A 25,622-nucleotide genomic window follows, 5' to 3' on the forward strand; every position below is an offset into this window, starting at 1 on the left:
AAACCTCTTTTTTTTTTGGTTTTCATTATTCATTGGAAATAGATAATACTACCTTTGCAAAAAAAATAAACATGTCAAACATATATATTGGATATCATTTCGCTATCGAGCCAAAAGAACTAGGTTCAGAAATATTAATTGCCGAATTGGGCGAGAAAGCATTTGAAAGTTTTACAGAAACCGAAACTGGTATTTCGGCTTTTGTTCAAAAGGATTTATGGGATGAAAATATTCTTGACGGTATCTTTATTTTGCAATCAGAGGAATTTAAAATCGAATATACTTTTGAAGAAATCGAACAAGTAAATTGGAATCAAGAATGGGAAAAGAATTTTGAAGCTATTGATGTGGAAGGAAACTGTCATATACGTGCACCTTTTCATCCAAAAACGGATTCCGAATTTGATATCGTAATCGAACCAAAAATGAGTTTTGGAACCGGTCACCACGAGACTACTCACATGATGGTTCAACATTTATTAGAAATGGATGTTACGGGAATGAAAACACTTGATATGGGTTGCGGAACAGCAATATTAGCTATTCTTGCCGAAATGAAAGGAGCACAACCTATTGATGCAATCGACATTGACAACTGGTGTTATTTGAACTCAATAGAAAATGCTGAACGCAATAAATGCAAACAGATTACAGTTTATGAAGGTGACGCAGCATTATTAAAAGACAAAAAATACGATCTGATTATAGCCAATATCAATAGAAATATTTTATTGAACGACATGCAAAGTTATGTGGATTGTTTGAATCCAAAAGGAACCTTGCTTTTAAGCGGTTTCTATGTTGAAGACATTCCATTTATTGATGCTTCCTGCACGGAGAAAGGGTTAACTTATGTTAAAAAATTCGAAAGAAACAATTGGGTTTCATTAAAATACGTAATTTTGTAATATATTTTATGAAAACGAACAGCAGAAATCATTGGGAATTGTTTTATGAAACAAAACAACCCAACGAAGTAAGCTGGACGCAAGAAAATTCTAAGATCTCCCTTGATTATATACGAGAAACTGATTTGTATAAATCGGTAAATCAAAACTTTGTGTTTTGTATGTTTAGAAAAAAATAGATAACTGTGTTTTTATTTAAACCCCAAATTATGTAAAAATGAGTACCAAAGAAAAAGTAAGAGAAAAAGTTAGCAAAAAAGAAGTAACATCGATTAATAATGAAATCGTAGTTTATAATGATGATGTAAATACTTTTGATCACGTAATAGATACTCTAATTCGTGTTTGCCAACACACCGCCGAACAAGCGGAACAATGCTCCTTAATAGTGCATTATAATGGAAAATGTACCGTAAAAACTGGTTCGTACGACAAATTAAAACCACAATGCACACAATTACTCGAAGCCGGTTTGAGTGCTGAAATAGTTTAACAACTGTTTTAAAATTATAGAAAATTCCAAGTTTAAAATTCGCTACAGTAACGAAAATTAGACTTGGAATTTTTAGTTTTAAAATCTAATCTTAAGTAAATATTCTGCTTACTAAAGATGAAAAAAACTTAAAAATAGATTTCCTTTTTTCAAAATCAATATAATTCAGAAACATAACTACTTTCTTTTTTAGTTAAGAAAATATTGACTCCTAAACAGATAGAATGGAAAAATAAAATATCTGTAATAATTCATAAAATTTCTAGTTTTATTATATATTTGAAAAAATAATAACACCAAATGGAAGAATACGGTAAAATTTTAGTTTTTGTGATGCCCATTTTTTTAATATTAATTCTATTAGAAAAACTATACGGACATTACAAGGGAGAAAATACGGCACCCAATATGGATTCAATTTCTAGCGTAAGTTCAGGAATGGTCAATTCTGTGAAAGACGTCCTGGGCCTTAGCATAACGCTTATATCGTATGATTGGATTGCTTCAAAAATTGTCGTTTTTCATTTGGAAGCCACTATTATGGCATATATCATTGGTTTTATTGCCATTGATTTTTATGGATATTGGAGTCATCGATTGTCTCATCAAATTAATTTTTTATGGAACAAACATGCTATACATCACAGTAGCGAAGAGTTTAACTTGGCTTGTGCTTTGCGTCAGCCAGTATCTAGTTTCGTAAATCTATTTACCTTTTTATTGATTCCAGCAGCTCTTTTGGGCGTTCCATCAAAGGTTATTGCAATTACGCTTCCTATTCATTTATTTCTTCAGTTTTGGTATCATACGAAACATATTAAGAAAATTGGTTTTCTTGAAAACATATTGGTTTCCCCTTCTCATCACAGGGTTCATCATGCTATAAATCCAGAATATATGGATAAAAACCACTCTCAGATATTTATAATTTGGGATAAGTTATTTGGAACTTTTCAAGAAGAATTAGAAACGGTTCCTCCTGTCTTTGGCATAACTAGGCCTGCTAAAACGTGGAATCCAATTCGGATTAACTTTCAACATCTGTGGTTATTGATTACAGATGCCTGGCGGGCGGAAAATTGGAAAGATAAATTTACCATTTGGTTTAAACCAACAGGTTGGCGTCCTGAAAATTTTGAAGAAAAATATCCTGTCCACAAAATTACGAATGTCTATGATTTTGAAAAATATGGAACTAACCACTCCACAAAATTAATGATTTGGTCCATGACTCAAGCCTTAATCACCTTAATATTTATTACGTATCTCTATAATTCTATTGCTATTATTGGTTTGCCAAATGTATTTGTATATGGCGCTTTCATCTTTATTACTGTTTATAGTTATACGGAATTGATGGACACAAGGAAGATCTCAATATTATGGGAAAGCATACGATTTATTTTTGGGATTGGGATTATTTCATTTTTTGGTGATTGGTTTGGTATGAATCAATTATTCCCTTACGCCAATTATATCATTATCGGATATCTTACGTTATCCTTAGTAGCCTCCGTCTACTTTGTCAGTGTAAATTTTGAAAAAGAAACAGTAGTTGTAGCATAATCTTAAAAACATTTCATGAGAAGTACCCTATCATTCAAAGCCTATATTACAATTAGTTTCGCTTATCTTTTATTAATTATTATGGGCAGAGAAGACATATCTTGGTTTATAAAACCATTTTTGATACCTTTTCTTTTTCTTGCCGTTTATTCTTGCGGAGATTTCCCTTCTAAAAAATTCCTTTTAACAGCTTTAGTATTTTCTTGGATTGGAGATGTTGTTTTACTATTTTCTGACAAAGGGGAAGTGTATTTTATAATTGGATTAGTTTCCTTTCTATTATCTCACATCGCTTATATTATATTGTTCAGCAAACAATTACGAATATATTCAAATAGAAATAAGGCCATATTTTGGGTAGGCATCACTGCAATTATAGTATACCTAATGGTAATGCTTGCTATTTTATTACCAAGGCTAGGTGATCTAAAAATTCCTGTTATCGTGTATGCAATCGTTTTATCTACTATGCTTTTGTTTGCTTTTAAAGGGTATTTAAAATGGAACAGTCCCGCAAATATTTACATTTTATCAGGAGCGGTTGTTTTTGTTAGCTCTGATAGCATTTTGGCTTTAAATAAGTTTTACGAACCTCTTAAATTCAGTTCTCTACTAATTATGTCCACTTATATCACCGCTCAATATTTAATCGTTGTTGGTATTTTAAAATTAAACAAAAAAAAATAGCATTCTCTTTTATGAAAATGCTATTTTGAATATCGTTTTAGGATGATTAATGAGGCAGTTTATCTTTGAATACTCCATATATAAAAGTTCCCAATAAAGCACCAAAAAAGATGATTAGGACACTCCAGAAACCAGCGCCAAGAAGAATGAATATAGGCCCGGGGCACGAACCTACGAGTGCCCAACCCAGTCCGAAAAATATTCCGCCAATCCAATAACGGGTAGAACCTTTTTCTTTGTCCTGAATTTCTATTGGTTGCCCTTTTATGTCCTTTATATTGTTTCTTTTTATAAGTTGAATACCAATCACACCTGTAGCAATTGCCACAGAAATAATTCCGTACATGTGAAACGATTGAAATTGAAACATTTCATAAATTCGATACCACGAAACGGCCTCCGATTTTGTAAGTACAATTCCAAAAACAAATCCTACGAGTAAATATTTTAATACGTTCATATTCTAAAAAATTAATGGTAATAAAAAATGAGCCATAATTAAACCCCCAATAAAAAATCCAATAACGGCTTTCAAGGATGGAAGCTGTAAATTACTCAATCCTGATATGGCATGACCTGAAGTACAGCCACCTGCATAACGGGTTCCAAATCCAATTAGAATCCCTCCTATTAGTAGAATAAGAATGCTTTTTGGAGATTGCCAAATTTGGGTTCCAAATAGTGCATCCGGCATCAGCTTTCCGTTTGGAGCATCGATTCCTAATTGTGCTAACTGGGCAATAGTTTTTGGGTTTATATCAACATTTGAAGGATCACTCATAAAATGAACCGCGATAAAACCACCCAACATTGCACCTAAAACAACCACTAAATTCCACCGTTGTGATTTCCAGTCAAAATTAAAAAAAGAAACATATTTCCCTGCTCCTGCCATAGAACACAATGATCGCAAATTAGATGACATTCCGAATGCTTTCCCGAAATAAATCAGACAGAGCATAATCATGCCTATTAAAAACCCAGAAACATACCAAGGCCAAGTTTGAAAAATAATATTCATATTGTTTATTTTTTTACAAAAATAAGGATTCTGCTTTTTAAAAATATCACAATTAAGGTACAATTCTTGTTTGAAGTAGCGAAACCGTTTGAAGTTCTGTTTATATTTGTGGTTAAATTAGTGTTTACTATTTTTAATAGGAATAAAAAACAAAATATGCCTTGCTTCAAAGAGTAAGTAAATAAAAAAATTTATGAAAAAAACTGTCGTTTTTATCGCTTTGGCAATTGTCACTGCATCTTGTGTAAGCAGTAAATCTACTTTGAAAAATGTAGATGATAACGCCCCTGTTCTCACATTATCTCAAAACAATACTTTCATAATTACGGAATACAGCAAGGATAAAAAATATGGTTATGATCAAGATTACCCCATCAATATTTTTTACCGAACTACTAAAGATGACTCCATTAATCAAGAACGGTTTTTAAATGCCTTATCAGGGCCAAAAGGCGAAGTAATCAGTTATACAAAATTAGAAAGCTGTTGTCCTTTCCCTACCAAAAGAACCGATTTGGGTGCTGGTTTTCTAGATGTTTATGAATTAAAATGGGACGGTCAAAAAAAACCTGTAAAACTCTATTTGAACATTTACGAAAAAGGAATTTTAATGGTGCCTGTTGGCCTTAGTTTAAAGAAAAATTAAATTATAAACGAGTCCAGCCCTGATAGAAGTGAAAATCCTTTTATTTTTTTCTTTAAAAAAATAAAAGATTGTAACGGATAGCAGGAAATAGCTTCAAAAAAATACTAAATCATATTTTCTAATTACCTTTGCACTTTCAAAATAACTACTATGAACATACATCATATTCCACAAATCAAACATACTGAAAGTGGTAACTTCTTTCTTCTTGCCGGACCTTGCGCCATTGAAGGTGAAGAAATGGCAATGCGTATTGCCGAAAAATTAATTGGTATCACTGATAAATTAGAAATCCCTTTTGTTTTTAAAGGTTCATTTAAGAAAGCGAATCGCTCGAGAATTGACAGTTTTTCTGGAATTGGAGATGAAAAAGCATTGAAAATTTTGGAAAAAGTATCAAAAACCTTTGGAGTTCCGACTGTAACGGATATTCACACGAATGATGATGCCGAAATGGCTGCACAATACGTTGATGTGCTTCAAATTCCAGCATTTCTTGTGCGCCAAACTGATTTAGTGGTGGCTGCTGCCAATACTGGAAGAGTGGTAAACCTGAAAAAAGGGCAGTTTATGAGTCCTGAAAGTATGAAACATGCGGTACAGAAAGTATTGGATTGTAACAATCAAAATGTAATGGTTACCGATCGTGGAACTATGTTTGGGTACCAAGATATGATTGTTGACTTTAGAGGTATCCCTACCATGCAGCAATATGCGACTACGGTTCTTGACGTAACACATTCGCTACAACAACCCAACCAAACGGCTGGAGTAACAGGCGGAAGGCCTGATATGATTGAAACTATTGCCAAAGCAGGAATCGCTGTTGGCGTTGATGGGATTTTTATAGAAACGCATTTTGATCCCGCTAATGCAAAAAGTGACGGGGCTAATATGCTGCATTTAGACTACTTTGAAAATTTAATGACCAAATTAGTGGCTATCAGAAAAACTGTAAATCAGTTTTAAAATTTAGTTATAAAAGCACATTGAACCATTTTATGTTCAACTGAATATATGGGAGGCTGTCTGTAAAATGACAGCCTTTTTTTGTTTAACTCATTTTTTATTTAAATGATAGCGATACGTTTTACTTAAATTATAAATTTGTTTATACCATTGCTTTATTATAAATAATTATTAGCTAAATTTGAAATTATGTTTTTTTTTCTAAAATTAAACATTTCATAAAATTTGTATTTATCTAAAACCCAAATAAAAACAACTTTTAAATTCAATGACTATAAAAAAAGCAAATCCTGATTCAGACGGGACCTATCACTTTGATAATTTTTTTAATATATCAGCTGATTTTATTTGTATTGCAGGATTTGATGGCTATTTCAAGCGAATAAATCCGGCTGTCTCAAAAGCTCTAGGCTATTCAGAGGAGGAATTATATGCTTCGCCTATTGCTAGTTTTGTTTATGAGCCAGACCTTCAAATTACTCTTGAAACGAGGGAACAAGTATACAAAAACAAGCCGCTTTTAAATTTTGAAAATCGATATTTAACTAAAAATGGAGCCGTTGTTTGGTTATCGTGGACCTCAATGCCTGTGGAGTCCGAAAAATTAGTTTATGCGATTGCCAAGAACATCACCCATAAAAAACGAATTGAAGAAGAGCGAAACTTACTTCTTACCAGTCTTACGCAAATTAATAAGGAACTTACTGTTTTATCGCACAAAACATCCCATGATTTAAAATCTCCCATTAACAATATGCTTTCCGTTTTTAGTCTCATTGATGTTTCTAAAATCAATGATCCGGAAACTTTGGAATTAATTAATATTCTTAAATTAACTAGTGAAAATTTAAAACAAACTTTAAACAGCTCAATTGATGAACTTATTGAAAATGAGAGCATAAATACTCATGTGGAAGAATTGAATTTAAGTACATCGCTCAATGAAGTACTTATGTCCATAAATTACTTGGTACGTGATTCAAAAGCAATTATAAATGTTGATTTTTCAGATTTCGAGAATATTCATTTCAACAAAGCGTATATGAAAAGTATTTTTTTGAATTTATTAACCAATTCAATTAAATATGCAAAACCACATCATGCACCCGTTATAACGATCCAATCTAAAAAAGTCAATGGAGTCAAACAATTAATTTTCTCAGATGAGGGACTTGGTTTTGATATGGATAAAGTGAAAGATAAGATTTTTGGTTTATATGAAAAATTCCACTCAAACATTGACAGTAACGGTATAGGACTGTATTTAGTTTACAATCACATCACCAGTTTAGGTGGTCGAATTGCAGTTGAAAGTAAAATAAATGAAGGTGCTAAATTCACAATATCTTTTAAATACTGAGAATTTAGCATTCATAATGGAAGTTATAACTTCTTATTGTTAAATTTTAGACTTAACAACCTCGATCCCATTTTGATCTATTAAGTACATTAGCGAAGCCATTGTTGCCGCTCCTAATTCCAGTTCTCTTTTATTGACAGCATCAAATGTATCATTCAAGGCATGGTGATAATCAAAGTAACGTTGTGAATCTGGTTTTAAACCTGCTTTAACAAGCGTTTTAGAAGTCAATGGTCCAATATCTGAACCAGCATGTCCTTTTACAAAACTATGGATTAAATACGGCTCAAAAAGATCTTTCCATCCTAGAATTTTATTAAAATTAGCATCATCACTTTCTAAAGAAAATCCTCTTGGACTAAATCCTCCTGAATCACTTTCTAATGCAAAAATGTGGTTTTCTTTGTTGGCTTGAGCCAATTCTTCGTATTTTTTTCCGCCTCTTCCTCCGTTTTCTTCATTCATAAAAAGTACAACACGGATTGTGTTTTTCGGTTTATATCCCAAGTTTTTAAAAATATTTACGACTTCCATACTTTGAACCACTCCTGCTCCATCATCATGAGAACCATCGGCTAAATCCCAAGAATCAAGATGCCCACCAACAACCATAATGTTTTCTGGATGTTCACTTCCTTTTATTTCTCCTATGACATTATACGATAAAACATCATCCATTTGTTTACAGGATTGTTTAAAATAGAATTTTAATTTTGGATTACTTTTCAATTTTTTGCTCAATAATTCCGCGCCGTTTGTACTAATAGCGCAAGTTGGAATGTATTGTGACTTTGGAATATCACCGTAACTCTGTGCTCCTGTATGAGGAAAATCATCCAATCGAAGATTCATAGATCGTACAATCGTACCCAAGGCACCAAATTTTGAAGCTTCTTTGGCTCCAGCAAATCTTTGATCTACACAACCACCATAAGCATTGAAAGCTTCTATCTGCTCATCCTCCATCGGTCGGTTAAAAAAAACTATTTTCCCTTTAATTTTAGCTCCTAAAGCTTCTAATTCTGCTATGCTGTGCACTTCAATTACTTCAGCTGTAAGTCCGTTTTTTGAGGTAGCAACAGAACCTCCCAATGCACAAATAGGCACATTTATCTTAGTATTATTGTCTTGAATAAAAGCAGTTTCTTTTTCGCCTCTAACCCATTTTGGCACCATTACTTGCTGAAGGTAAACCCGGTCAAGCCCTAATGTTTCCAATTGTGCTTTGGTATACTGAACCGCTTTCTCAGCGCTGGCCGAACCTGATAAACGAGAACCTATTTTATTGGATAAGTAATCCAACCAAGAATAACATTTTGAGTTGGTTAATGATGATTTGTAAATTTCTTTTAATGTTTGTTCCTCTTTAGTTTGTGCAAAAAGAGTAATTCCATTCAAAAATAATACTGCCAGAAATGTTGCTTTTCTCATACGGTGATAGATTGTGATTCAAAAATTTTGCTAACTTTTAATTATTTATTTGCATCGCAAGTTCGACATTCCTGCATAATTATATATTAAAAAATCAAAAAAAAATCCTACAAGATTTTAGATACTTGCAGGATTTGATAATTTAGTTAATTGGCTCAAAACTAATTGCTGTCCCTCCGCCTGGTGCCAAATTCAAATTAATTTTCGATTTACTTCTTACGAGCATCGTTTTAATTTTGTAAGCGATAGGGTTATTCTTCCAATCAGCATCTTTTGCATCTTCATAAATAATCGCTTTATACTTTTTGCCTTTGGTAAGGAAATCTAACTTTATTTCCGATTTTCTAGCATTTTCATCTGTGATTGCACCTAGAAACCAAGATTCTTTACCTTTTGCTTTTCTTGCAATCGTTAAATAATCCCCTGGTTCCGCCTGTAAATATTTACTTTCATCCCAATCTACTGCAACGTCTTTCATAAACTGAAAAGCATCTGGATATTTTTCATAATTTTCAAGTAAATCAGCCGCCATTTGAATTGGAGAGTACATAGTCACGTACAAAGCCAGTTGTTTTGCTAATGTTGTATGAACTTGCTCTGTTTTATTTTTGTCATAATAACTCATTTTTATTTCAAAAATTCCAGGTGTATAATCCATTGGTCCTCCTAAAAGTCTCGTAAATGGTAATATCGTTTCATGCATTGGCGGATTCCCTATACTCCACGCATTAAATTCAGTACCACGGGCAGCTTCAGCAGCAACATAATTTGGATATGTTCTTCCGTAACCTGTTGGTCTTGAAGATTCATGCGAATTAATCATCAACTTATAATCAGCTGCGCGTCTGGCAACAAAATTGAAATGATTGACCATAGTTTGTCCGTCATGAAATTCACCACGCGGAATAATTTTACCCACATATCCTGTTTTAACTGCTGGATAATTATATTTAACCATATTCTCGAAAGCGCGGTCCAAATGGCGCTCATAATTAGCAACAGAACCTGATGTTTCATGATGCATGATCATTTTTACGTTTTTTGATTTGGCGTAAGCCGAAAGAGCCGCAATATCAAAATCTGGATAAGGTGTAGTGAAATCAAAAACTTCTTCCTTCCAGTTTCCGTTCCAATCTTCCCAACCTACATTCCAACCTTCTACCAATACGCCGTCAAAACCATTTTTGGCTGCAAAATCGATATATCTTTTGGTGTTTTCCGTCGTTGCTCCATGCTTTCCTGAAGCTTTTGGTGCGTCTGCAAAATTAGTTGCATTTTGTGACCCTGCATAATCCCAAGTTGATTTTCCTACGTGCATTTCCCACCAAATCCCCACATATTTCATTGGTTTTATCCAAGAAGTGTCTTCAATTTTAGAAGGTTCATTTAAATTTAAAATCATTTTAGACCCTACAACATCTCGGGCATCATTACTTATCATAATAGTTCGCCACGGTGATACGCAAGGCGTTTGCAAATAAGCTTTGTCTCCAATGGCGTTAGGCACCAATTGAGCTGTTAATTTGTAATTGTTGACATCTACGTTCAAATGCATTACCGGATAATTAACCACTGCAGCCTCAAAAATATTAACATACAAACCCGTCGGAGATTTCATCATCAAAGGCGTTTGTACCATATATTTTCCTGGAATGGATTTCACTCCAATACCGTTATTCATGTTTATTTTAGAGTTGTCAATTTCTGAAAGCTTTGTTTCATTATATTCGTATTCATTGCTGTCAAAATCTCCTGGAATCCAGAACACTTTGTTATTTTCTGTCAAATTAAATTGGGTAACCTCATCAGAAATAATGAAATAATTCAAATCAGCTTGTTTTGGAAAATCATATCTAAAAGCTACTCCTTCATCAAAAGCTCTGAAAATGATATTTATTTTTACATGTGTTCCCTTTTGAACAAGAGAAACAGTGAGCTCATTGTAATGATTAACAATATTGGCTTGTTCTCCTAAAACTGGTTTCCAAGATTCATTGAAAGTCGCCGTTTTTGAACCAACAAATTCAAAATTAGCATCTAAAGCCGGTTTATCCTTTAATTTTATTCCCAAAGCACTTTCCAAAACGACCGCTTTGCTTTTGTAATTTACCGAATAAGTTGGTTGGCCATCTCCTGCTAATTTAAAATTAACGGCAATTTTACCGGAAGGGGATTCAATACTTTGCGAATGCCCGAAGGTTATGGCAAAAAAAAGAAAAAGAGAAAGTACATGTTTCATTTTTTATAGTTTTTTAGAATTGATAAAAGTAAATAAAATAGTCGCTTTTTTATAATGTGACATATAACAAATTCGATTCATTTGTTAAAAAAGCCCTTCGATATTTAACATCGAAGGGCGAATCTCAAAATAAACAAACCAATTTATTTAATCAACTCAAAACTAACTTTATTATCTGTGCTGGAGTTTGTTCCTACGAAAACCTGAAATGCACCTGGTTCAGCAATAAATTGTAAATCAGAATTATAAAACTTCAACTCTTCGACAGAAATTTCAAAGGTTACTGTTTGTTTTTCTCCTTTTTTAATAGCGATTTTTTGGAATCCTTTCAACTCTTTTATAGGTCTAGTTACCGAACCTACCATATCTCTAATATACAACTGAACAACTTCCTTACCATCAAAATTCCCGGTATTGGTAACATCAACAGTAACATTTACTTTATCATTGAAGTTCATTTTATCTGATGAAATTTTCAGGTTTGAGTATTCAAAAGTGGTGTAACTCAATCCAAAACCAAAAGGAAATAAAGGTTCATTTCTTTCGTCAATATAATTAGATCTGAATTTTTCGAATTTCCCTTCTTTGTTACCTAACGGTCTTCCTGTATTTTTTTGATTGTAATAAATAGGCACCTGCCCTACACTTCTAGGAAAAGTAGCAGTTAATTTTCCAGAAGGATTTTCATTTCCAAACAAAACATCAGCAATAGCGCTTCCTGCTTCACTTCCTGCAAACCAAGTGTTCAATATAGCTGGTACAGTTTCATTTTCCTGAACTAAAACTAATGGGCGTCCTGTAAATAAAACTAAAACCACTGGTTTTCCTGTTTTCAATAATGCTTGTAATAAATCTTTTTGAGCTTGTGGAATTTCTAGATTGGTTCGGCTGCTGCTTTCTCCGCTCATTTCAGCAGATTCTCCAAGAGCTGCAAAAATTATATCCGATTGATTGGCAATTTTTAATGCTTCTGCCAATAATTCTTCTTTTGTTCTGTTATCGCGGTGCAAGGTTTTACCAAACATTGTTGCTTTTTCTTCAAATGCCGGATCATAATCCAGGTTACTTCCTTTGGCGTAAAGCACTTTAGTAGCATTTCCTGCCACTTCTTTGATTCCAGCCAATAATGAAACAGAGTTTTCCATTTTAGTGGCCACACTCCATGTCCCTGCCATGTTTTCTTTGGCATCAGCCAAAGGGCCAATCAAAGCAATTGTTCCTGACTTTTTTAAAGGAAGCAATTGGTTGTTGTTTTTTAGTAAAACCAAAGATTGAGCAGCCGTTTTTCTGGCTTCAGCTCTATGTGATGTTGTAAAAATTTCTGTTTTAGCCCTTTTTTCATCACAATATTTATATGGATCTTGGAATAAACCTAAATCATATTTGGCATCCAAAATAAGGCGAACTGCATTATCTATTTGCTCCATGCTTACTTTTCCTTCATCCAAAGATTTTTTTAAAGTTGTAAGGAAACCTTCACCTACCATATCCATTTCAATTCCAGCATTTAATGCCAAAGCAGATACGGTTTGTAAATCGCCCATCCCGTGTTCAACCATTTCGTTAATACCTGTAAAATCGGTAACAACAAAACCTTTAAAACCCCATTGCTTTCTTAAAACATCGGTCATTAACCATTTATTTCCGGTTGCAGGAATTCCTTCTACTTCGTTGAAAGACGCCATAGCTGATCCTACACCTGCATCAACAGCGGCTTTGTAAGGAGGAAAATAATCATTATACATTTTTATTCTGCTCATATCAACCGTGTTGTAATCACGTCCCGCATCAGGCGCGCCATACAAAGCAAAATGTTTCACACACGATAAAATCGTATTGTTTTTTGATAAATCATCACCTTGATATCCATGAACCATTGCTTTAGCAATTTGACTTCCCAAATACGGATCTTCACCAGAACCTTCAGAAACTCTACCCCAACGTGGATCACGAGAAATATCAACCATTGGTGAAAAAGTCCAGTTTATCCCATCAGCACTAGCTTCCTGAGCTGCAATTTGAGCACTTCTTTCAATCAATTTCATATCCCAAGTACATGATAATCCAAGCGGAATAGGAAAAGTTGTTTCATAACCATGAATTACATCCATACCGAAAAGCAAAGGAATTTTCAATCGGCTTTTTTCAACTGCAATCTTTTGTACTTCTTTAATTTTCTGAACGGACTTGATATTGAATAAACCTCCAACTTTGCCTTCTTCAATATTTTTTGCGACATTAGAGCTACTGGCTGATCCAGTTGTGATGTCTCCCGAAGTAGGCAAATTTAATTGTCCTATTTTCTCTTCCAGAGTCATTTTAGACATTAATTCAGCTACAAATTCGGTTTTAGGTTTAATTTTAACCGTTTTCTTGGCAGTCTTTTTTTGGCTGTAGCCAAAAAGTGAAAATCCCAAGAGTAGTATAATTAGTTTAATTTTCATTTTTTATCTGTTTTTATTTGTTTAAACATCCAATCATAAATTTCTTGGTTGTCATATACTTTAGACCAACTATCATGTCCCGCATCATCGAAAATGGTTAGTTGAACATTGGCATTACAGGTTTTTAATTTTTTATAAATTGTAATAGCATAATCCACGTTGACTACGTCATCCAGCAAACCATGAAAAATTCGGGTAGGAATGTTCTTGATTTTACAGTCTTCTATCATTGGAACTCTATCTACAAATCCCGCAATTGGAACCAAAGCGGCAAAAGTTTCAGGGTGTGCAAAAGCAAGATTCCAAGCGCCCCATCCTCCCATACTCAAACCCGTTAAGTAAATTCTATTGGCATCAATATTGTTTTCTTTTTGGATTTTTAATATCAATCGATACAATACTTCTTCATTCCAGTATTCATTCTCCGGACATTGTGGCGCTAGAATATAAGCATCCACTTCGTGGCTTTTTAAATATTTGAAAGGACCATGAACTTTTACTTTTTCGATTTCGGTTCCTTTTTCGCCCGAACCATGAAGAAAAATAATCAATGGTTTTTTCTCTTTGGTATTCGCCGGAATGTGCAATGCATAACCTAATTCGTATTTTTCAACGATTTTGGTTTCCATTTTCCCATTTACATCGGATTGCGAAAAAGAATTCAATGAACATAAAAAGGCAATTACTATAATTTTATAATTCATAATTCTCTAAAAATTATATTTCCCTGAATGAAAACCAAGTTTCACTAAACCTTGTTTTACCTCAGGAGCATTCATAAATAATTTCCATAATAAACCAGTACGATAATTTTCAATCATCGGTGCAATTGTACCTTGATCGATTGCTAAATATCGTGGTGTAACCCAATTATAATGAGGCGAAAAAGCATCATAAGGTCCCGCAATTCCAACTAAAGAGCTCTTTTTTTCATCATATAAATAATGCAAAAATTTCATTGATTCTGTTGGCGTATAGGGAAAAGAAGATAAAGCTGCTGTTGGTGAAATTACTCCTGTATCGTTTAAAGGCTGATGCGCTGTATAACCGGTTGTACCATCTGTATTTCTAGTATAACTTGCTGTCAGTCCCCAACATTTATCAGAATATCCATTCCATTGTTTTGGATTGGCTATGCAATATTGGTTAATAATTTTAGAATGATTTTGCGTCAATGCCCAATAATCTGCATACTGATCCGTCAAAGTAGTAGGGTCCAACCCCAAATAGGAGTATTGAGCCCAGAACAAAGGTCCAACATTTCCTGTAGCTCCGTTATAATTGAAAATCACTGGAATTCCGTACTGTGAACCACCATTTACTATTGCGCCATTTCTTGCCCAAGCTTGATGATATGCTGCTGCCGGAATAGGATGTGTTGGAGAAGCAGCCCCCATTACATAAGTAATCAAACATTCGTTATATCCTTCCAGTTTAAAATTCATTTCCCAACCGTAAGTAGGTGACCAATGCCAGTATAAAGCATTTTCGCCTTTTGTATACCAATCCCACTCAACGCCTTTCCATAAATTATCTGCTTTAGTGGCTAAGGCTTGTTCTGCAGTAGTTCCATTTTTGAAATATTCTCTAACCACTAATAAACCCTGACACAAAAAAGAAGTTTCCACTAAATCTCCCCCATTATCTTTAGTTCCAAAAGGAATTACTTTTCCTGTAGTTCCATTTATCCAATGTGGCCATGCACCGTGAAAACGATCCGCATTTTCGAGAAAAGTCAAAGCAGTAGCAAGTCTGGACACCGCTTCACTTCTATTAACAAATCCTCGCTCTACACCTACAACTATTGACATTAATCCAAAACCCGAACCTCCAGTGGTAACTATATTAGCTTCAAAACTTGGATCATCCGTGAGATAGCGCTCTCTTGCTAATTTTGAATTAGTTTCAGCATAATCCCAAAAATATTTAATGGCATCTTTTTGAACCTGATCCATTGCTTCCGTATCTGTTAAAACAGGTACAGGAGTTGTGGGAGTTGTTGGTAATGGCGTACCACCACCATTATTTCCTCCAGGGGATGAAGACGAACAAGAATTTAAAACAATTAAAAAAAACATTAAGTATAAACCGTTTCTCATCTTTATAAAATAATAGGATTAATAACTAGAAAATACACACCCAATTTTATACAAACTGGGTGTGTAAATAAATCTTTATCTGTTATCTTTTTCTAATTTATATAAAGCAACAACCTCATTATCCGAAAGTGCTGCGTTATAAATTCTAAACTCGTCCATTAGACCGGTGTAATTCAACATCCAACCATCAGCAGCACCCCAAGGAGCACCTAAATGTTGTTGAAATCCTCCAATAATGAATTTAGAAACACTAGAATTAGCCAAATCGCCATAACCAACACCACCAGAAGCGGGGTCATTAGTATATCTTTTGGCTATTGAAGCAGGCAAATCGAGTTTCTTACCATCAATATACATACTGTAGGTAGAACTTGCTCCACTATAGGTCCATACCACATGTTTCCATGTTCCAAACATATTAGTCAAAACGTTAGCACCACTGTGTTCTATAAACTGACCTGACCAAGCAATACTAGGTGTCACATCTTTTTGAAGATGATTTTTCATAAGCATCGTTTCTGCAGGACCAGTACCTTCAATCAAGGAGAAAATATTTCCCCAAAAATCTGTAGTTTTTGGTAACATAAATAAAGATTGCGCTCCTCCAGTATGAGGATTCGTATTGATCCACATAGAAACCGTAATACTTTTTATATCTACCAAAGAACTTGCTACAGCATTATAAGCTATAAATGAACTTGAAGATCCTTTATAAGCCTGACCTTTGATTCCTGTCCCATAAGTCACATTTGTTCCAACACCACCTGTTATTGCGTTTTTTGAATCTGAAACAGTATTCTCAAAACTGAATTTAGCAATCAAACTACTGGCAGCAACATCATCTGAGTTTTCATAACCCCCAATTGACTCATAAGGAATCGGGCTGTTTACTTTATCTATACTATCCTCACTACAGCTCACAAAAAATTGATAAGCCAGAACAGAAGCAAATAAGAAAATATATTTATTTTTTTTCATTTTTACTGTTTTTAAAATTAATAACCAGGATTTTGCGCTGATAATCCGTTTGATTGCGTAATAAATGCTTGTGGTAATGGAAATAATTCATGTTTCCCTGCAACAAATGTTTTACCATCAACAGCAAACGCAGCAACAGCTTGTCCTGTACGTACTAAATCAAAGAATCTATCGTGCTCGAATGCCATTTCAACTCTTCTTTCTTTCCAAATTGCTTTTTTAACATCTAATTGAGATACAGCAGTTGTATTCCCTAATCCAGCTCTTACTCTGATTTGGTTCAACAAAACAATAGCCGCAGGAGTTTGATTCAATTCGTTTAATGCTTCCGCTTTCATTAGAATTACGTCGGCATATCTCAAATATTTGATATTCACATCAGTCTCCCAACCATCTGTGAAAGCAGAAGAATACGCTTTGTAGTTGTATCTTTCATTTTCAACAGTAACTGGAACAACTCTACCATCATATAAAGTTGTACCTCTAAAAATGATTGTTGCATTTTTTCTAACATCACCAGCTTCATAAGCATTTACCAAACTTTGTGATGGAGTATTGAAACCCCAACCCCATCCACCATTACCACGAGCACCTTGTGTATTGGAATATCCTGAAATTCCTTTGGCTGGTGTTGAACCAGTTCCTTGAATTTCAAAAATTGATTCGGCATCATTTTCTCCAGCTAATCTAAACATGGAAGCATAATTGGGAACGATAGAATATCCTGTAACCAAATTACAGTTGTCCACTACTTTCTGCCAGTTTTTTTGGTACAAATTTACTTTTGCTAACAATGCATAAGCAGCTCCTTTTGAAGCTCTTCCTTTTTCAGAAGCAGCATATTCCGATTTGTTTGGCAATGCGGCAATAGCATCGGTCAAATCACTTTCGATAAAAGCATAAACTTCAGCACTTGTTTTGCGTGTTAGTTGCATGATTCTATCTTCATCAGAAGATGGATTTGGCAAACGATCTACAATAGGAACACCACCATAGGTTTTCACCAAAGTAAAATACATAAAAGCTCTTAAAAATTTAGCTTCTCCCAATAATCTTGCTCGTAAAGCAGGATTGGCTTGGTCTAATTGCGGGACAATACTTAATGCTTGGTTGCATCTGTTAATGCCTTCATAGTTAGCCGCAAAAATTTCACTCGTTGATGGCGTTGATGCGTTATAGGTTAAAGCGTCCATTAAATCTTTATCTGACCCTGTATCTCCCGGAGAAGATCCTTTATCAGCATCATCAGAGGCAATACTAGACAAACCAATCCAAGAGAATGAAGTCATGTTCCAATCTAAAAACTTACTATAGATTGCCGTTACAAAAGTAGCCGCCCCTTCATCATTATTGAATAACGCAATATCTTTCGTAGAAATAGATTCTGTTTGATCTACATCTAAATAGTCATTTGAACATCCGGAGAAAAAGTATGCGGATAGTGCAAAAATTGATATATATATCTTTTTCATTTTATTAAAATTTTAAATTAGCACCGATAACGAATGATCTTAATGTTGGGTATGCATCCAACTCGATACCTTGTGTTCCATAAGGATCGCCATTACCATTTAATTCAGGAGAAAAACCAGAGAATTTTTGAGTAATGAATGGATTAATTGCATTTACATATATTCTGCAAGAATTCACAAATTCACCTTGTAATGGAATTTTGTATCCAAGTGTAATATTGTTTATTCTAAAGAAATCGCCTGATTCTAAATAATAAGTAGAAGCTACAGGAACTAAATTAAATGGTCCAGGATTCACTGCAGTGGTATTGTTTGGTGTCCAAAAATCTGTTGCCAATGATTCTTCGACATTTTCTCCGCTAAAGCGTTGTGCTTTTTTACCGTTGTACACTTTTGCACCAGAAGTGCCATATCCATCAACGGATAAATCAAAGTTCTTGTAGTTTAAACCTAAACTAACACCGTAGGTAGAACTTGGTAAAATAGAACCTACATACTTTTTATCTTTATTAGCATCTAAAGCATCTTGAGTCACTTTGTCACCTGTTGCTGTGTAATATAACATTTTACCATTAGTGGCATCAAAACCAGCATATTCATACATATAAAAACTACCCAATGGCTGTCCTATAGAGGTATTATCTAATAATTTTGTCCACTGTCCGTTTCCTAAATCTCCCCCAGTAATTGGAGCAAGGGTAGCATTTTTCAAACCTGTCAATTCATTTTTGTTGTTAGAAAAATTGCCTCCTACGAAGTAGCTCAAATTGTCATTTATTTTGTCGTCCCAACGTAAAGAAACTTCATATCCTTTATTAGATACTTCCCCAACATGTGCCGGTGAAGAATTGCTTATACCTGAAGTTATGTAAGGTCTTGTATTTAAAATAACATTAGTTGTTGTTTTATCATACAAATCAAACGAACCTTTTAATCTGTTGTTCAATAATTCAAAATCAATACCTCCAGAAGTTTCTTCGGTAATTTCCCATGATAAACTAGGGTCAACCTGAGAATTGATAGTAGTTCCTTCATACAATATTGAACCTCCTAAATAACTACTTAATCCAGAAGAATAAGCTTGATTATTAAGCGGTACATTTTGATTTCCTAGTCTACCCCAACCTCCTCTTAATTTCAATAAATTGATTCCTTTTACATCAGCCATAAAGTCTTCTTTGGTAACAATCCAACCTAAACCAAAAGCTGGAAAAGTTCCCCAACGATAGTCTTTACCAAAATTAGATGAACCATCACGTCTAATTGTACCAGTAAACAAGTATCTGTCCATTAATTTATATTGGAAACGACCAAAATAAGAAGCTAACTTATTTTCATTGAAAACTTCGTCTTTATAACTTGTTACAGTTCCAACGTAATCAACGCCTGCCAATGACCAATAATTAGCATCTGCATTTACATTTTTTCTGGCAACAGTCAATTGCTCTCTAGCTCCTCTAACAGAAGTCTCGATACCTGCTGTTACTTCAATGTCGTGAATCTCTGCAAAAACTTTATTGTACGTCAAGTAATTAGATAGATTCCAATTGAAATATTGATTTCTACCTTTTGTCAATAAATTAATATTCTTATCAGCTGGATAGATAATTGTAGCTAACTGACCCGGATTGTTATTGGATTGCCAAATGGTTTTAGTGTCTTCAAAATTGTAATTTTTCCAAGAATAATATTCCCCGTTAAACTGAGAAGTAAATTTCAATGATTTTACAATTTCATAATCTAATTTCAAACCACCTTGTAATGTTATACTTCTTTGTTGCTCATTAAAATAGTCTAATTGTGCTACTGGATTTCCAACATTATTGAAAGAAGAACCTGCAGTACCAGCAAAACCATCGTTTCCTACATAAGAAACACCATATTGCCCATTTGAAAATCGAACAGGAACGATTGGAGACTGTTTGTAAGCATTAGTAAAAGCACTTAAAGGTTTTGGAGTTGAATTCGCTGAACCAAAACTAAAATTTTGATTCAATGTCAATTTTTTAGAAATTTTGTATTCATTATTATTTCTAAAAGTAGTACGACTGAAATCTAAACCATTAAGTATAGCTTTTTCTTGGTAATTTCCTAAACTGAAAAAGTATTTAATGTTCTCTGTTGATCCGGAAACCGAAGCGTTATTTTGAACATATGTTCCTGTTCTCGTAATCGCATCAAACCAATCTGTATTAACGGGTTGATCTTGTGAAAAAGTGGTCGTTTGCAAAGCCGCATTCGAATAATGAGCATATTTATTACTTCCCGCCATTTTTACTTTTTTCAAAGGCTCTCTAAAACCAGCATAGCTTTCAAATTCTACTAAAACCTTATCGCCTTTACCCTTTTTAGTAGTAATAATGATTACCCCATTTGCAGCTCTGGTTCCGTAAATTGCCAATGAAGAGGCATCTTTCAAAATCTCATATGATGTAATATCATTGGTATTGATGTTATTGATATTTTCAGTAGGCATTCCATCTACTATGTACAAAGGATTTCTACCTCCCAAGGCTGTTCCCAAACCTCTAATAACGACTGAAGGCGCACTTCCCGGTAAATCAGAAGAAATTACTTGAACACCCGCAGCTTTACCTTGAATGGCTTGAGAAGCATTCAAAACTTTGGTTTTAGATATTTCTTCCGCTTTCAATGAAGTAATTGCAGTAGTATTATCAATTTTCTTTCTGGTTCCGTAACCAATTACAACTACCTCTTTCAATTCAGTATCCTTAGATTCTTTCATCGTTATCGACATAGAACTTGAAGTTACAGGCATTGATAAAGCATCAAAACCTACCATACTGATTTTCAATACCTCACCTACTTTGGCACTGATATTAAAATTCCCGTCAAAATCAGTATCAGCTGAAGTTTTAGAATCAGTAGCTACAATCATTGCACCTGGAATTCCAATTCCGTTTTTATCTAATACTTTTCCCTTGATTACTTGACCAGACATATAGGCCGGAAGTAAAATGAGCGCTAAAAAGCTAAAAATAAAATTTCTCATATATTAATAATTTGTTAAAGTTAGTAGGGCCAAATTAAATAATTACAACGTTATAGTACGCTAAATGAAGTTACTACATGAATACATCAAAATGTATAATTGAAACAAGAAATCAATGTTTTAAAGGTACTAAAGAAGGAAAATAGAGTGGTACTACATCTTAATGATGTAGTAATGATGTATTGTGATTTGATAAAGAATTCGCTTAAATACTATAGTATCAATAAAAAATAATACTTTTTTATAAACTTAATAAAAACTTAGATAGATTTTCATCCTGAACAAGGTTCAATTTTTTCCTTAATCGGTAGCGGTGAAGCTCCACTCCACGGAAAGAAATATTCATCATTGGTGCAATTTCCTTAGAGGAAAGATTCATTTTTAGGTATATACAAAGCTTAATATCCTTAGAAGTAAGGTTTGGATATTTCTTAGACAGATTAATTATGAATTCATTGTGGATTTGATTTAGATTTGCTTCAAATGTTTCCCATTCGTGCTTGTTCACTGCATTAATTTTAATCGCTTTTTTGATTTCACTTTTTAGTTTATTGAAATCTGTTTCAGAATCTAGTATTCCTTGAATATTCTCAATCATTTCACTTTGCTTGGCAATCGAAAGTGATTTTCCGGCAACTTCAGATGATTTTGATTGCAATTCTAATTCTAAAATATGTTTTTCATATTCCTGTACATTCAGTTCATTCTCCGCTTTTAATTCCATCTCCAGAATTTTCTTTTGATGTTTTAATTCTTCCTCCTGAAATTTTAGTTTCTGAATATATTTTATCTTATTCCATTTGTAATACAGATATAATATCAATCCGATAAAAATGAGATATACCAAAATCATCCAAAGTGAAAAGTACCATGCTTTAGATACGATAAATTGAAAATCTGCCACTTTATTATAATGCAATCCATCATTACCGTAAATAGTTACATCATGTGAACCACTACTAAGGTTGTTCAAGATAATTAAACCCTCATTAACCGGAATAAATTCTTTAGTTCCATTCATTCTATAAAACAAATCAGGCCTTCCCACTCCATAAATCCCCGAAATCACATGTATTCTGAGCTCCGAATTATGCTTGATTCTTGATGTGTTTTGTACCAATGTATTATCATTGAAAGCCTCAATCTTTATATTAGTCGTTTTCTTTTTTTTATTTTTTAATTGAAGCGAAATAAAACCATCGTCCAGATTCAAAAGATAACTATCGTTATTCTTGAATACTTTCAAGTTGCCATTGATAATTTTTCCTTTATAATATTTCTCCTGAATACTATTTTTGATGAATTTATTATCAGTAGCATAAATATGATACAAAAGGCCATCTTGAAGCACCATAAAGTTATTTTCATCAATAGTAACAATATCAGAGACATTTTTGAAATTCGAATTAAACAATTCATTCCCTTCTAATTGATTCGTGATTGAATTATAGGTATACCAGGAGTTATCTATCAAAAAAAGTATTTCATTTCGAAACTCAAAAATTTTTACACCAAAATCATTTGCAATTTTGCTGCGTTGGGTAACGTTTTCAACTTTGATGGTCTCGTATGCATCATTATAAAGAATTCGATACAAACCTCTATTATTATCTGCAGCCCAAATTTCATTTTTTCGATTTTGTGCCACATATTTTATCGGCTTTTGCACTCCCTTTATGACTATCTTTTGATTCAAATCATTAGCATCAATATATATGATTACACCACTGTAAGTCGCTTGCAGATAGGAGTTGTTGATACTACTTTTTACCAAATTCCAGCCTCCATTTATAGTACTGAATTTGTAGAACAATCCTTTCTCGTATATAAAAGTCCCCTCATTGTGACCTACGAGATATTTGCTATCTATTTTACTGATATTCCAGGCTTGTCCTTGCGTATTTGGAATAAGTGAGAGCTGCTTGTCCTCATATTTAAAGACACCATGATTAGAAGCCATCAAATAACCTTTTGAAGTACTGGCAACAGAATAAACCGAGCCTAAAATTCCTGAACTGTCATAAAAAATAGAAATCGGTGAATTGACTTCAATATGTGCAATTCCATTATCCAGTCCTAGCCATAAATCATTCTCTTTGTCCTGACCAATACTTAGAATAGAATTGTTCATCAAGACATTATTTCTATTGATGTTCTTATATGAACCGTCATTCAAGTCTAGAACATAAACTCCTTTATTTGCGGTGCCAATAATCAGTTTATTGTTTTTTATAAACTGTGCCACATTGATATTTGCCGCTTTCAGAATATCATTTAAAGGATTATTCCAAGCGTTTAAAACACCATTTTCCAGAACATAAACACCATTTTTCTTAGTGAAAAAATATGTTTTGTTTTGATATTTTTGAATGCCATGAATAACATTATTTTCTAAAACAGCCCATCCGTTTATTTTTTCTATATGACCATTATTCAACTTATAAATTCCTTTTTCTACCGAAGCAATCAACAACTCATTGTCTATGATAAAACAATAAGAAATAAGGAAAGGAAACTTAACTTCCCTAATGGCTTTTCCATCAAATAGAAATATTCCGTTAAAGGACTGAAAGTATATAGTGTTATTGAATTTAAATATCTTCCAAATTTCTTCGTTGTTATTGTCATCAAAAACCTTCTTGTCTTTAGAAATTGAAACGTAATGCATCTTTCCATCTTTTCGAAACCAATACCCGAATTCTTTGTACGAGCCAGAATAAATCTTGTCGCCATCAACCATAATGGAACGAATAATTGTTTTGTTCGGCAAAGTGTTTTTCTCCCATGTAACACCGTCGTATCGCAACAAATAGTAATTATTTGCAAAGTACATAGCAGCATCATTTCCTTGCGTTACATTCCAGATCTGGTTATCGCCCTGATAATTTGATTTGCTGTAATTTTCAACAAAAGGGAGCGACTCTTGAGAATAAAGTTGGAACGAAAAAATATACAATAGAAATATTGTGGCAATTCTTGCTTTCAAAATGTGGCGTTTTATCTTCAAATATAAAGAGATTTCTTAAATAAAGGGCATAAAAAAGGCCTCTGAATCCAGAAGCCATTTTCGAATATGAAATTTTTTATTTCGTAAGCAATTCAAATACCTGATTCGCAATTTCAATTTCTTCATTCGTAGGAATAACTAATATTTTAGTTTTCGAATCAGGAGTGTTGATTTCCCGGATTTCCTTAGACCGAATTTCATTTTTGAATTCATCCAGTTTAATTCCAAAATAATCCATATCTGTACAAACCAATTTTCTAATGTAGGAAGAATTTTCTCCAATTCCTGCAGTAAAAACAATAGCATCCAATCCATTCAAAACAGCAGAGTAGGAACCAATATATTTTTTAATTCGGTACGCATTCATAGCTAATGCCAATTGACAGTCAACATTTCCATTTTCAGCATTGGCTTCTATATCTCTTAAATCGCTGTAACCGGTAAGCCCTAACATACCGCTTTGTTTTTGCAACATCGTATTAACCGCTTCCAGCGAATAACCCAATGAATTTACCAAATAAAAAATCACGGATTGATCTACATCTCCACTTCTGGTTCCCATAATCAAGCCGTTCATTGGACCAAAACCAAGTGTATGGTCGATACTTTTCCCGTCCTTTATGGCAGTCATGCTGCAGCCATTACCTAGGTGAATGGTAATAATATTACTGTTTTTATCTAAATGCGCGATTGCTTTTTCCGAAACATATTTGTGACTGGTTCCATGAAAACCGTAAACGCGTATTTTATTTTCCGTCAAAAGGTAATTTGGCAACGCATATTTGTGAGCCACAACAGGAATTGTCTGATGAAAAGCTGTGTCAAAAACGGCTACTTGTTGCGCATTTTCAAAGATTTCTTCGGCTACATTTATTCCTTCTAAATTCGCAGGATTATGCAATGGTGCTAAGTCAAAAAGTTGTTTGATTTTATCTTTTACTTCGGTATTAATTACAACGGTATTTGAGAAAGCGCTTCCGCCATGAACTACACGATGTCCTGCAGCTTCGATTTCATCCGTGCTATTAATCACTCCAACTGTTTTATCCATCAACAATTGGGCGATTTTTTCTAAACCTATTTTATGAGTTGGGATGGGTAAAATCTCTTCCAGCTTGACATTATTTGTTACATACGTTAGATTTGAAGTTTCCAATCCTATTCTGTCAATCATCCCGGAACAAATGACTTCAACGTCTGGCATATCAATTAATTGATATTTTATAGAAGAACTCCCTGAATTTATAATTACAATTTTCATTTAAATTTTATTAAAAGATTAAAAAATT

19 protein-coding genes are annotated in these 25,622 nt (G+C 33.7%); 7 read left to right on the forward strand and 12 right to left on the reverse strand.

Going from position 1 to position 25,622, the window contains the following annotated elements; translation table 11 throughout:
* Positions 1-71: 71 nt before the first annotated feature.
* The 4 genes from prmA (at position 72) to BUC23_RS05060 (ending at position 3,654) form a co-directional block, all read left to right on the forward strand.
* The gene (gene prmA / locus BUC23_RS05045) at positions 72-908 is read left to right on the forward strand and encodes a 50S ribosomal protein L11 methyltransferase (RefSeq protein WP_073206413.1); all 837 of its coding nucleotides are present in this window, start codon (positions 72-74) and stop codon (positions 906-908) included.
* Between the two features lie 217 nt (positions 909-1,125).
* The gene (locus tag BUC23_RS05050) at positions 1,126-1,401 is read left to right on the forward strand and encodes an ATP-dependent Clp protease adaptor ClpS (protein ID WP_073206416.1); all 276 of its coding nucleotides are present in this window, start codon (positions 1,126-1,128) and stop codon (positions 1,399-1,401) included.
* Positions 1,402-1,701: 300 nt separating this feature from the next.
* A complete protein-coding gene (locus BUC23_RS05055; protein ID WP_073206419.1) occupies positions 1,702-2,967 on the forward strand; it encodes a sterol desaturase family protein in 1,266 nt (421 codons plus the stop codon).
* Positions 2,968-2,982: 15 nt separating this feature from the next.
* Positions 2,983-3,654 (forward strand): lysoplasmalogenase, encoded by a 672-nt coding sequence (locus tag BUC23_RS05060; protein WP_073206422.1) that lies wholly within the window; start codon positions 2,983-2,985, stop codon positions 3,652-3,654.
* A 46-nt stretch (positions 3,655-3,700) separates the two neighbouring features.
* Here BUC23_RS05060 and BUC23_RS05065 read toward each other — a convergent pair whose 3' ends face one another.
* Positions 3,701-4,114: a DUF6691 family protein gene (locus BUC23_RS05065; RefSeq protein WP_073206425.1), complete on the reverse strand. Its 414-nt coding sequence runs from the start codon at positions 4,112-4,114 to the stop codon at positions 3,701-3,703.
* Between the two features lie 3 nt (positions 4,115-4,117).
* Entirely contained in the window at positions 4,118-4,675 is a 558-nt protein-coding gene (locus BUC23_RS05070; RefSeq protein ID WP_073206427.1) for a YeeE/YedE family protein, read from the reverse strand.
* Between the two features lie 193 nt (positions 4,676-4,868).
* On the opposite strand from BUC23_RS05070, the gene BUC23_RS05080 reads away from it, so the two are divergent.
* The 3 genes from BUC23_RS05080 (at position 4,869) to BUC23_RS05090 (ending at position 7,650) form a co-directional block, all read left to right on the forward strand.
* Complete coding sequence (locus BUC23_RS05080; protein WP_073206433.1) at positions 4,869-5,321, forward strand: 2-dehydro-3-deoxyphosphooctonate aldolase; 453 nt, start codon at positions 4,869-4,871, stop codon at positions 5,319-5,321.
* A 150-nt stretch (positions 5,322-5,471) separates the two neighbouring features.
* A complete protein-coding gene (gene kdsA / locus BUC23_RS05085) occupies positions 5,472-6,290 on the forward strand; it encodes a 3-deoxy-8-phosphooctulonate synthase (RefSeq protein ID WP_073206436.1) in 819 nt (272 codons plus the stop codon).
* 268 nt (positions 6,291-6,558) lie between these two features.
* Positions 6,559-7,650, forward strand: a complete 1,092-nt coding sequence (locus tag BUC23_RS05090; protein WP_073206439.1) for a PAS domain-containing sensor histidine kinase — start codon at positions 6,559-6,561, stop codon at positions 7,648-7,650.
* Positions 7,651-7,689: 39 nt separating this feature from the next.
* Here BUC23_RS05090 and BUC23_RS05095 read toward each other — a convergent pair whose 3' ends face one another.
* The 10 genes from BUC23_RS05095 to BUC23_RS05140 form a co-directional block, all read right to left on the reverse strand.
* Positions 7,690-9,081 carry a M20/M25/M40 family metallo-hydrolase gene (locus BUC23_RS05095; protein ID WP_073206442.1) on the reverse strand — a complete coding sequence of 464 codons (1,392 nt, stop codon included), beginning with the start codon at positions 9,079-9,081 and terminating at the stop codon, positions 7,690-7,692.
* A 142-nt stretch (positions 9,082-9,223) separates the two neighbouring features.
* Positions 9,224-11,320, reverse strand: a complete 2,097-nt coding sequence (locus BUC23_RS05100) for a glycoside hydrolase family 97 protein (RefSeq protein WP_073206445.1) — start codon at positions 11,318-11,320, stop codon at positions 9,224-9,226.
* A gap of 143 nt (positions 11,321-11,463) precedes the next feature.
* Positions 11,464-13,764, reverse strand: a complete 2,301-nt coding sequence (gene bglX / locus BUC23_RS05105) for a beta-glucosidase BglX (RefSeq protein ID WP_073206449.1) — start codon at positions 13,762-13,764, stop codon at positions 11,464-11,466.
* A complete protein-coding gene (locus BUC23_RS05110; RefSeq protein ID WP_073206452.1) occupies positions 13,761-14,468 on the reverse strand; it encodes a carboxylesterase family protein in 708 nt (235 codons plus the stop codon). The genes bglX and BUC23_RS05110 overlap by 4 nt, the downstream gene beginning before the upstream one ends.
* Positions 14,469-14,474: 6 nt before the next feature.
* Positions 14,475-15,863: a glucoamylase family protein gene (locus BUC23_RS05115; protein ID WP_073206454.1), complete on the reverse strand. Its 1,389-nt coding sequence runs from the start codon at positions 15,861-15,863 to the stop codon at positions 14,475-14,477.
* A 75-nt stretch (positions 15,864-15,938) separates the two neighbouring features.
* Entirely contained in the window at positions 15,939-16,841 is a 903-nt protein-coding gene (locus BUC23_RS05120) for a LamG domain-containing protein (RefSeq protein ID WP_073206457.1), read from the reverse strand.
* Between the two features lie 17 nt (positions 16,842-16,858).
* A complete protein-coding gene (locus BUC23_RS05125) occupies positions 16,859-18,313 on the reverse strand; it encodes a RagB/SusD family nutrient uptake outer membrane protein (protein WP_073206460.1) in 1,455 nt (484 codons plus the stop codon).
* A 4-nt stretch (positions 18,314-18,317) separates the two neighbouring features.
* The gene (locus tag BUC23_RS05130; protein WP_073206464.1) at positions 18,318-21,326 is read right to left on the reverse strand and encodes a SusC/RagA family TonB-linked outer membrane protein; all 3,009 of its coding nucleotides are present in this window, start codon (positions 21,324-21,326) and stop codon (positions 18,318-18,320) included.
* Positions 21,327-21,567: 241 nt separating this feature from the next.
* Positions 21,568-24,312 carry a helix-turn-helix and ligand-binding sensor domain-containing protein gene (locus BUC23_RS05135; protein ID WP_073206468.1) on the reverse strand — a complete coding sequence of 915 codons (2,745 nt, stop codon included), beginning with the start codon at positions 24,310-24,312 and terminating at the stop codon, positions 21,568-21,570.
* Positions 24,313-24,409: 97 nt separating this feature from the next.
* The gene (locus BUC23_RS05140; RefSeq protein WP_073206470.1) at positions 24,410-25,594 is read right to left on the reverse strand and encodes an acetate/propionate family kinase; all 1,185 of its coding nucleotides are present in this window, start codon (positions 25,592-25,594) and stop codon (positions 24,410-24,412) included.
* Positions 25,595-25,622 lie beyond the last annotated feature (28 nt).

Source organism: Flavobacterium xinjiangense (assembly GCF_900142885.1).
Lineage (GTDB): Bacteria > Bacteroidota > Bacteroidia > Flavobacteriales > Flavobacteriaceae > Flavobacterium > Flavobacterium xinjiangense.

What these genes read in the sequence shown, in the direction of transcription:
- BUC23_RS05050 (WP_073206416.1), top strand. Translation starts at nt 1,126, where the DNA reads ATGAGTACCAAAGAAAAAGTAAGAGAAAAAGTTAGCAAAAAAGAAGTA.
- kdsA (WP_073206436.1), top strand. Translation starts at nt 5,472, where the DNA reads ATGAACATACATCATATTCCACAAATCAAACATACTGAAAGTGGTAAC.
- BUC23_RS05110 (WP_073206452.1), bottom strand. Translation starts at nt 14,468, where the DNA reads ATGAATTATAAAATTATAGTAATTGCCTTTTTATGTTCATTGAATTCT.
- BUC23_RS05130 (WP_073206464.1), bottom strand. Translation starts at nt 21,326, where the DNA reads ATGAGAAATTTTATTTTTAGCTTTTTAGCGCTCATTTTACTTCCGGCC.
- BUC23_RS05080 (WP_073206433.1), top strand. Translation starts at nt 4,869, where the DNA reads ATGAAAAAAACTGTCGTTTTTATCGCTTTGGCAATTGTCACTGCATCT.
- BUC23_RS05100 (WP_073206445.1), bottom strand. Translation starts at nt 11,320, where the DNA reads ATGAAACATGTACTTTCTCTTTTTCTTTTTTTTGCCATAACCTTCGGG.
- BUC23_RS05140 (WP_073206470.1), bottom strand. Translation starts at nt 25,594, where the DNA reads ATGAAAATTGTAATTATAAATTCAGGGAGTTCTTCTATAAAATATCAA.
- BUC23_RS05065 (WP_073206425.1), bottom strand. Translation starts at nt 4,114, where the DNA reads ATGAACGTATTAAAATATTTACTCGTAGGATTTGTTTTTGGAATTGTA.
- BUC23_RS05060 (WP_073206422.1), top strand. Translation starts at nt 2,983, where the DNA reads ATGAGAAGTACCCTATCATTCAAAGCCTATATTACAATTAGTTTCGCT.
- BUC23_RS05120 (WP_073206457.1), bottom strand. Translation starts at nt 16,841, where the DNA reads ATGAAAAAAAATAAATATATTTTCTTATTTGCTTCTGTTCTGGCTTAT.
- BUC23_RS05055 (WP_073206419.1), top strand. Translation starts at nt 1,702, where the DNA reads ATGGAAGAATACGGTAAAATTTTAGTTTTTGTGATGCCCATTTTTTTA.
- bglX (WP_073206449.1), bottom strand. Translation starts at nt 13,764, where the DNA reads ATGAAAATTAAACTAATTATACTACTCTTGGGATTTTCACTTTTTGGC.
- BUC23_RS05070 (WP_073206427.1), bottom strand. Translation starts at nt 4,675, where the DNA reads ATGAATATTATTTTTCAAACTTGGCCTTGGTATGTTTCTGGGTTTTTA.
- BUC23_RS05095 (WP_073206442.1), bottom strand. Translation starts at nt 9,081, where the DNA reads ATGAGAAAAGCAACATTTCTGGCAGTATTATTTTTGAATGGAATTACT.
- prmA (WP_073206413.1), top strand. Translation starts at nt 72, where the DNA reads ATGTCAAACATATATATTGGATATCATTTCGCTATCGAGCCAAAAGAA.
- BUC23_RS05090 (WP_073206439.1), top strand. Translation starts at nt 6,559, where the DNA reads ATGACTATAAAAAAAGCAAATCCTGATTCAGACGGGACCTATCACTTT.
- BUC23_RS05125 (WP_073206460.1), bottom strand. Translation starts at nt 18,313, where the DNA reads ATGAAAAAGATATATATATCAATTTTTGCACTATCCGCATACTTTTTC.
- BUC23_RS05115 (WP_073206454.1), bottom strand. Translation starts at nt 15,863, where the DNA reads ATGAGAAACGGTTTATACTTAATGTTTTTTTTAATTGTTTTAAATTCT.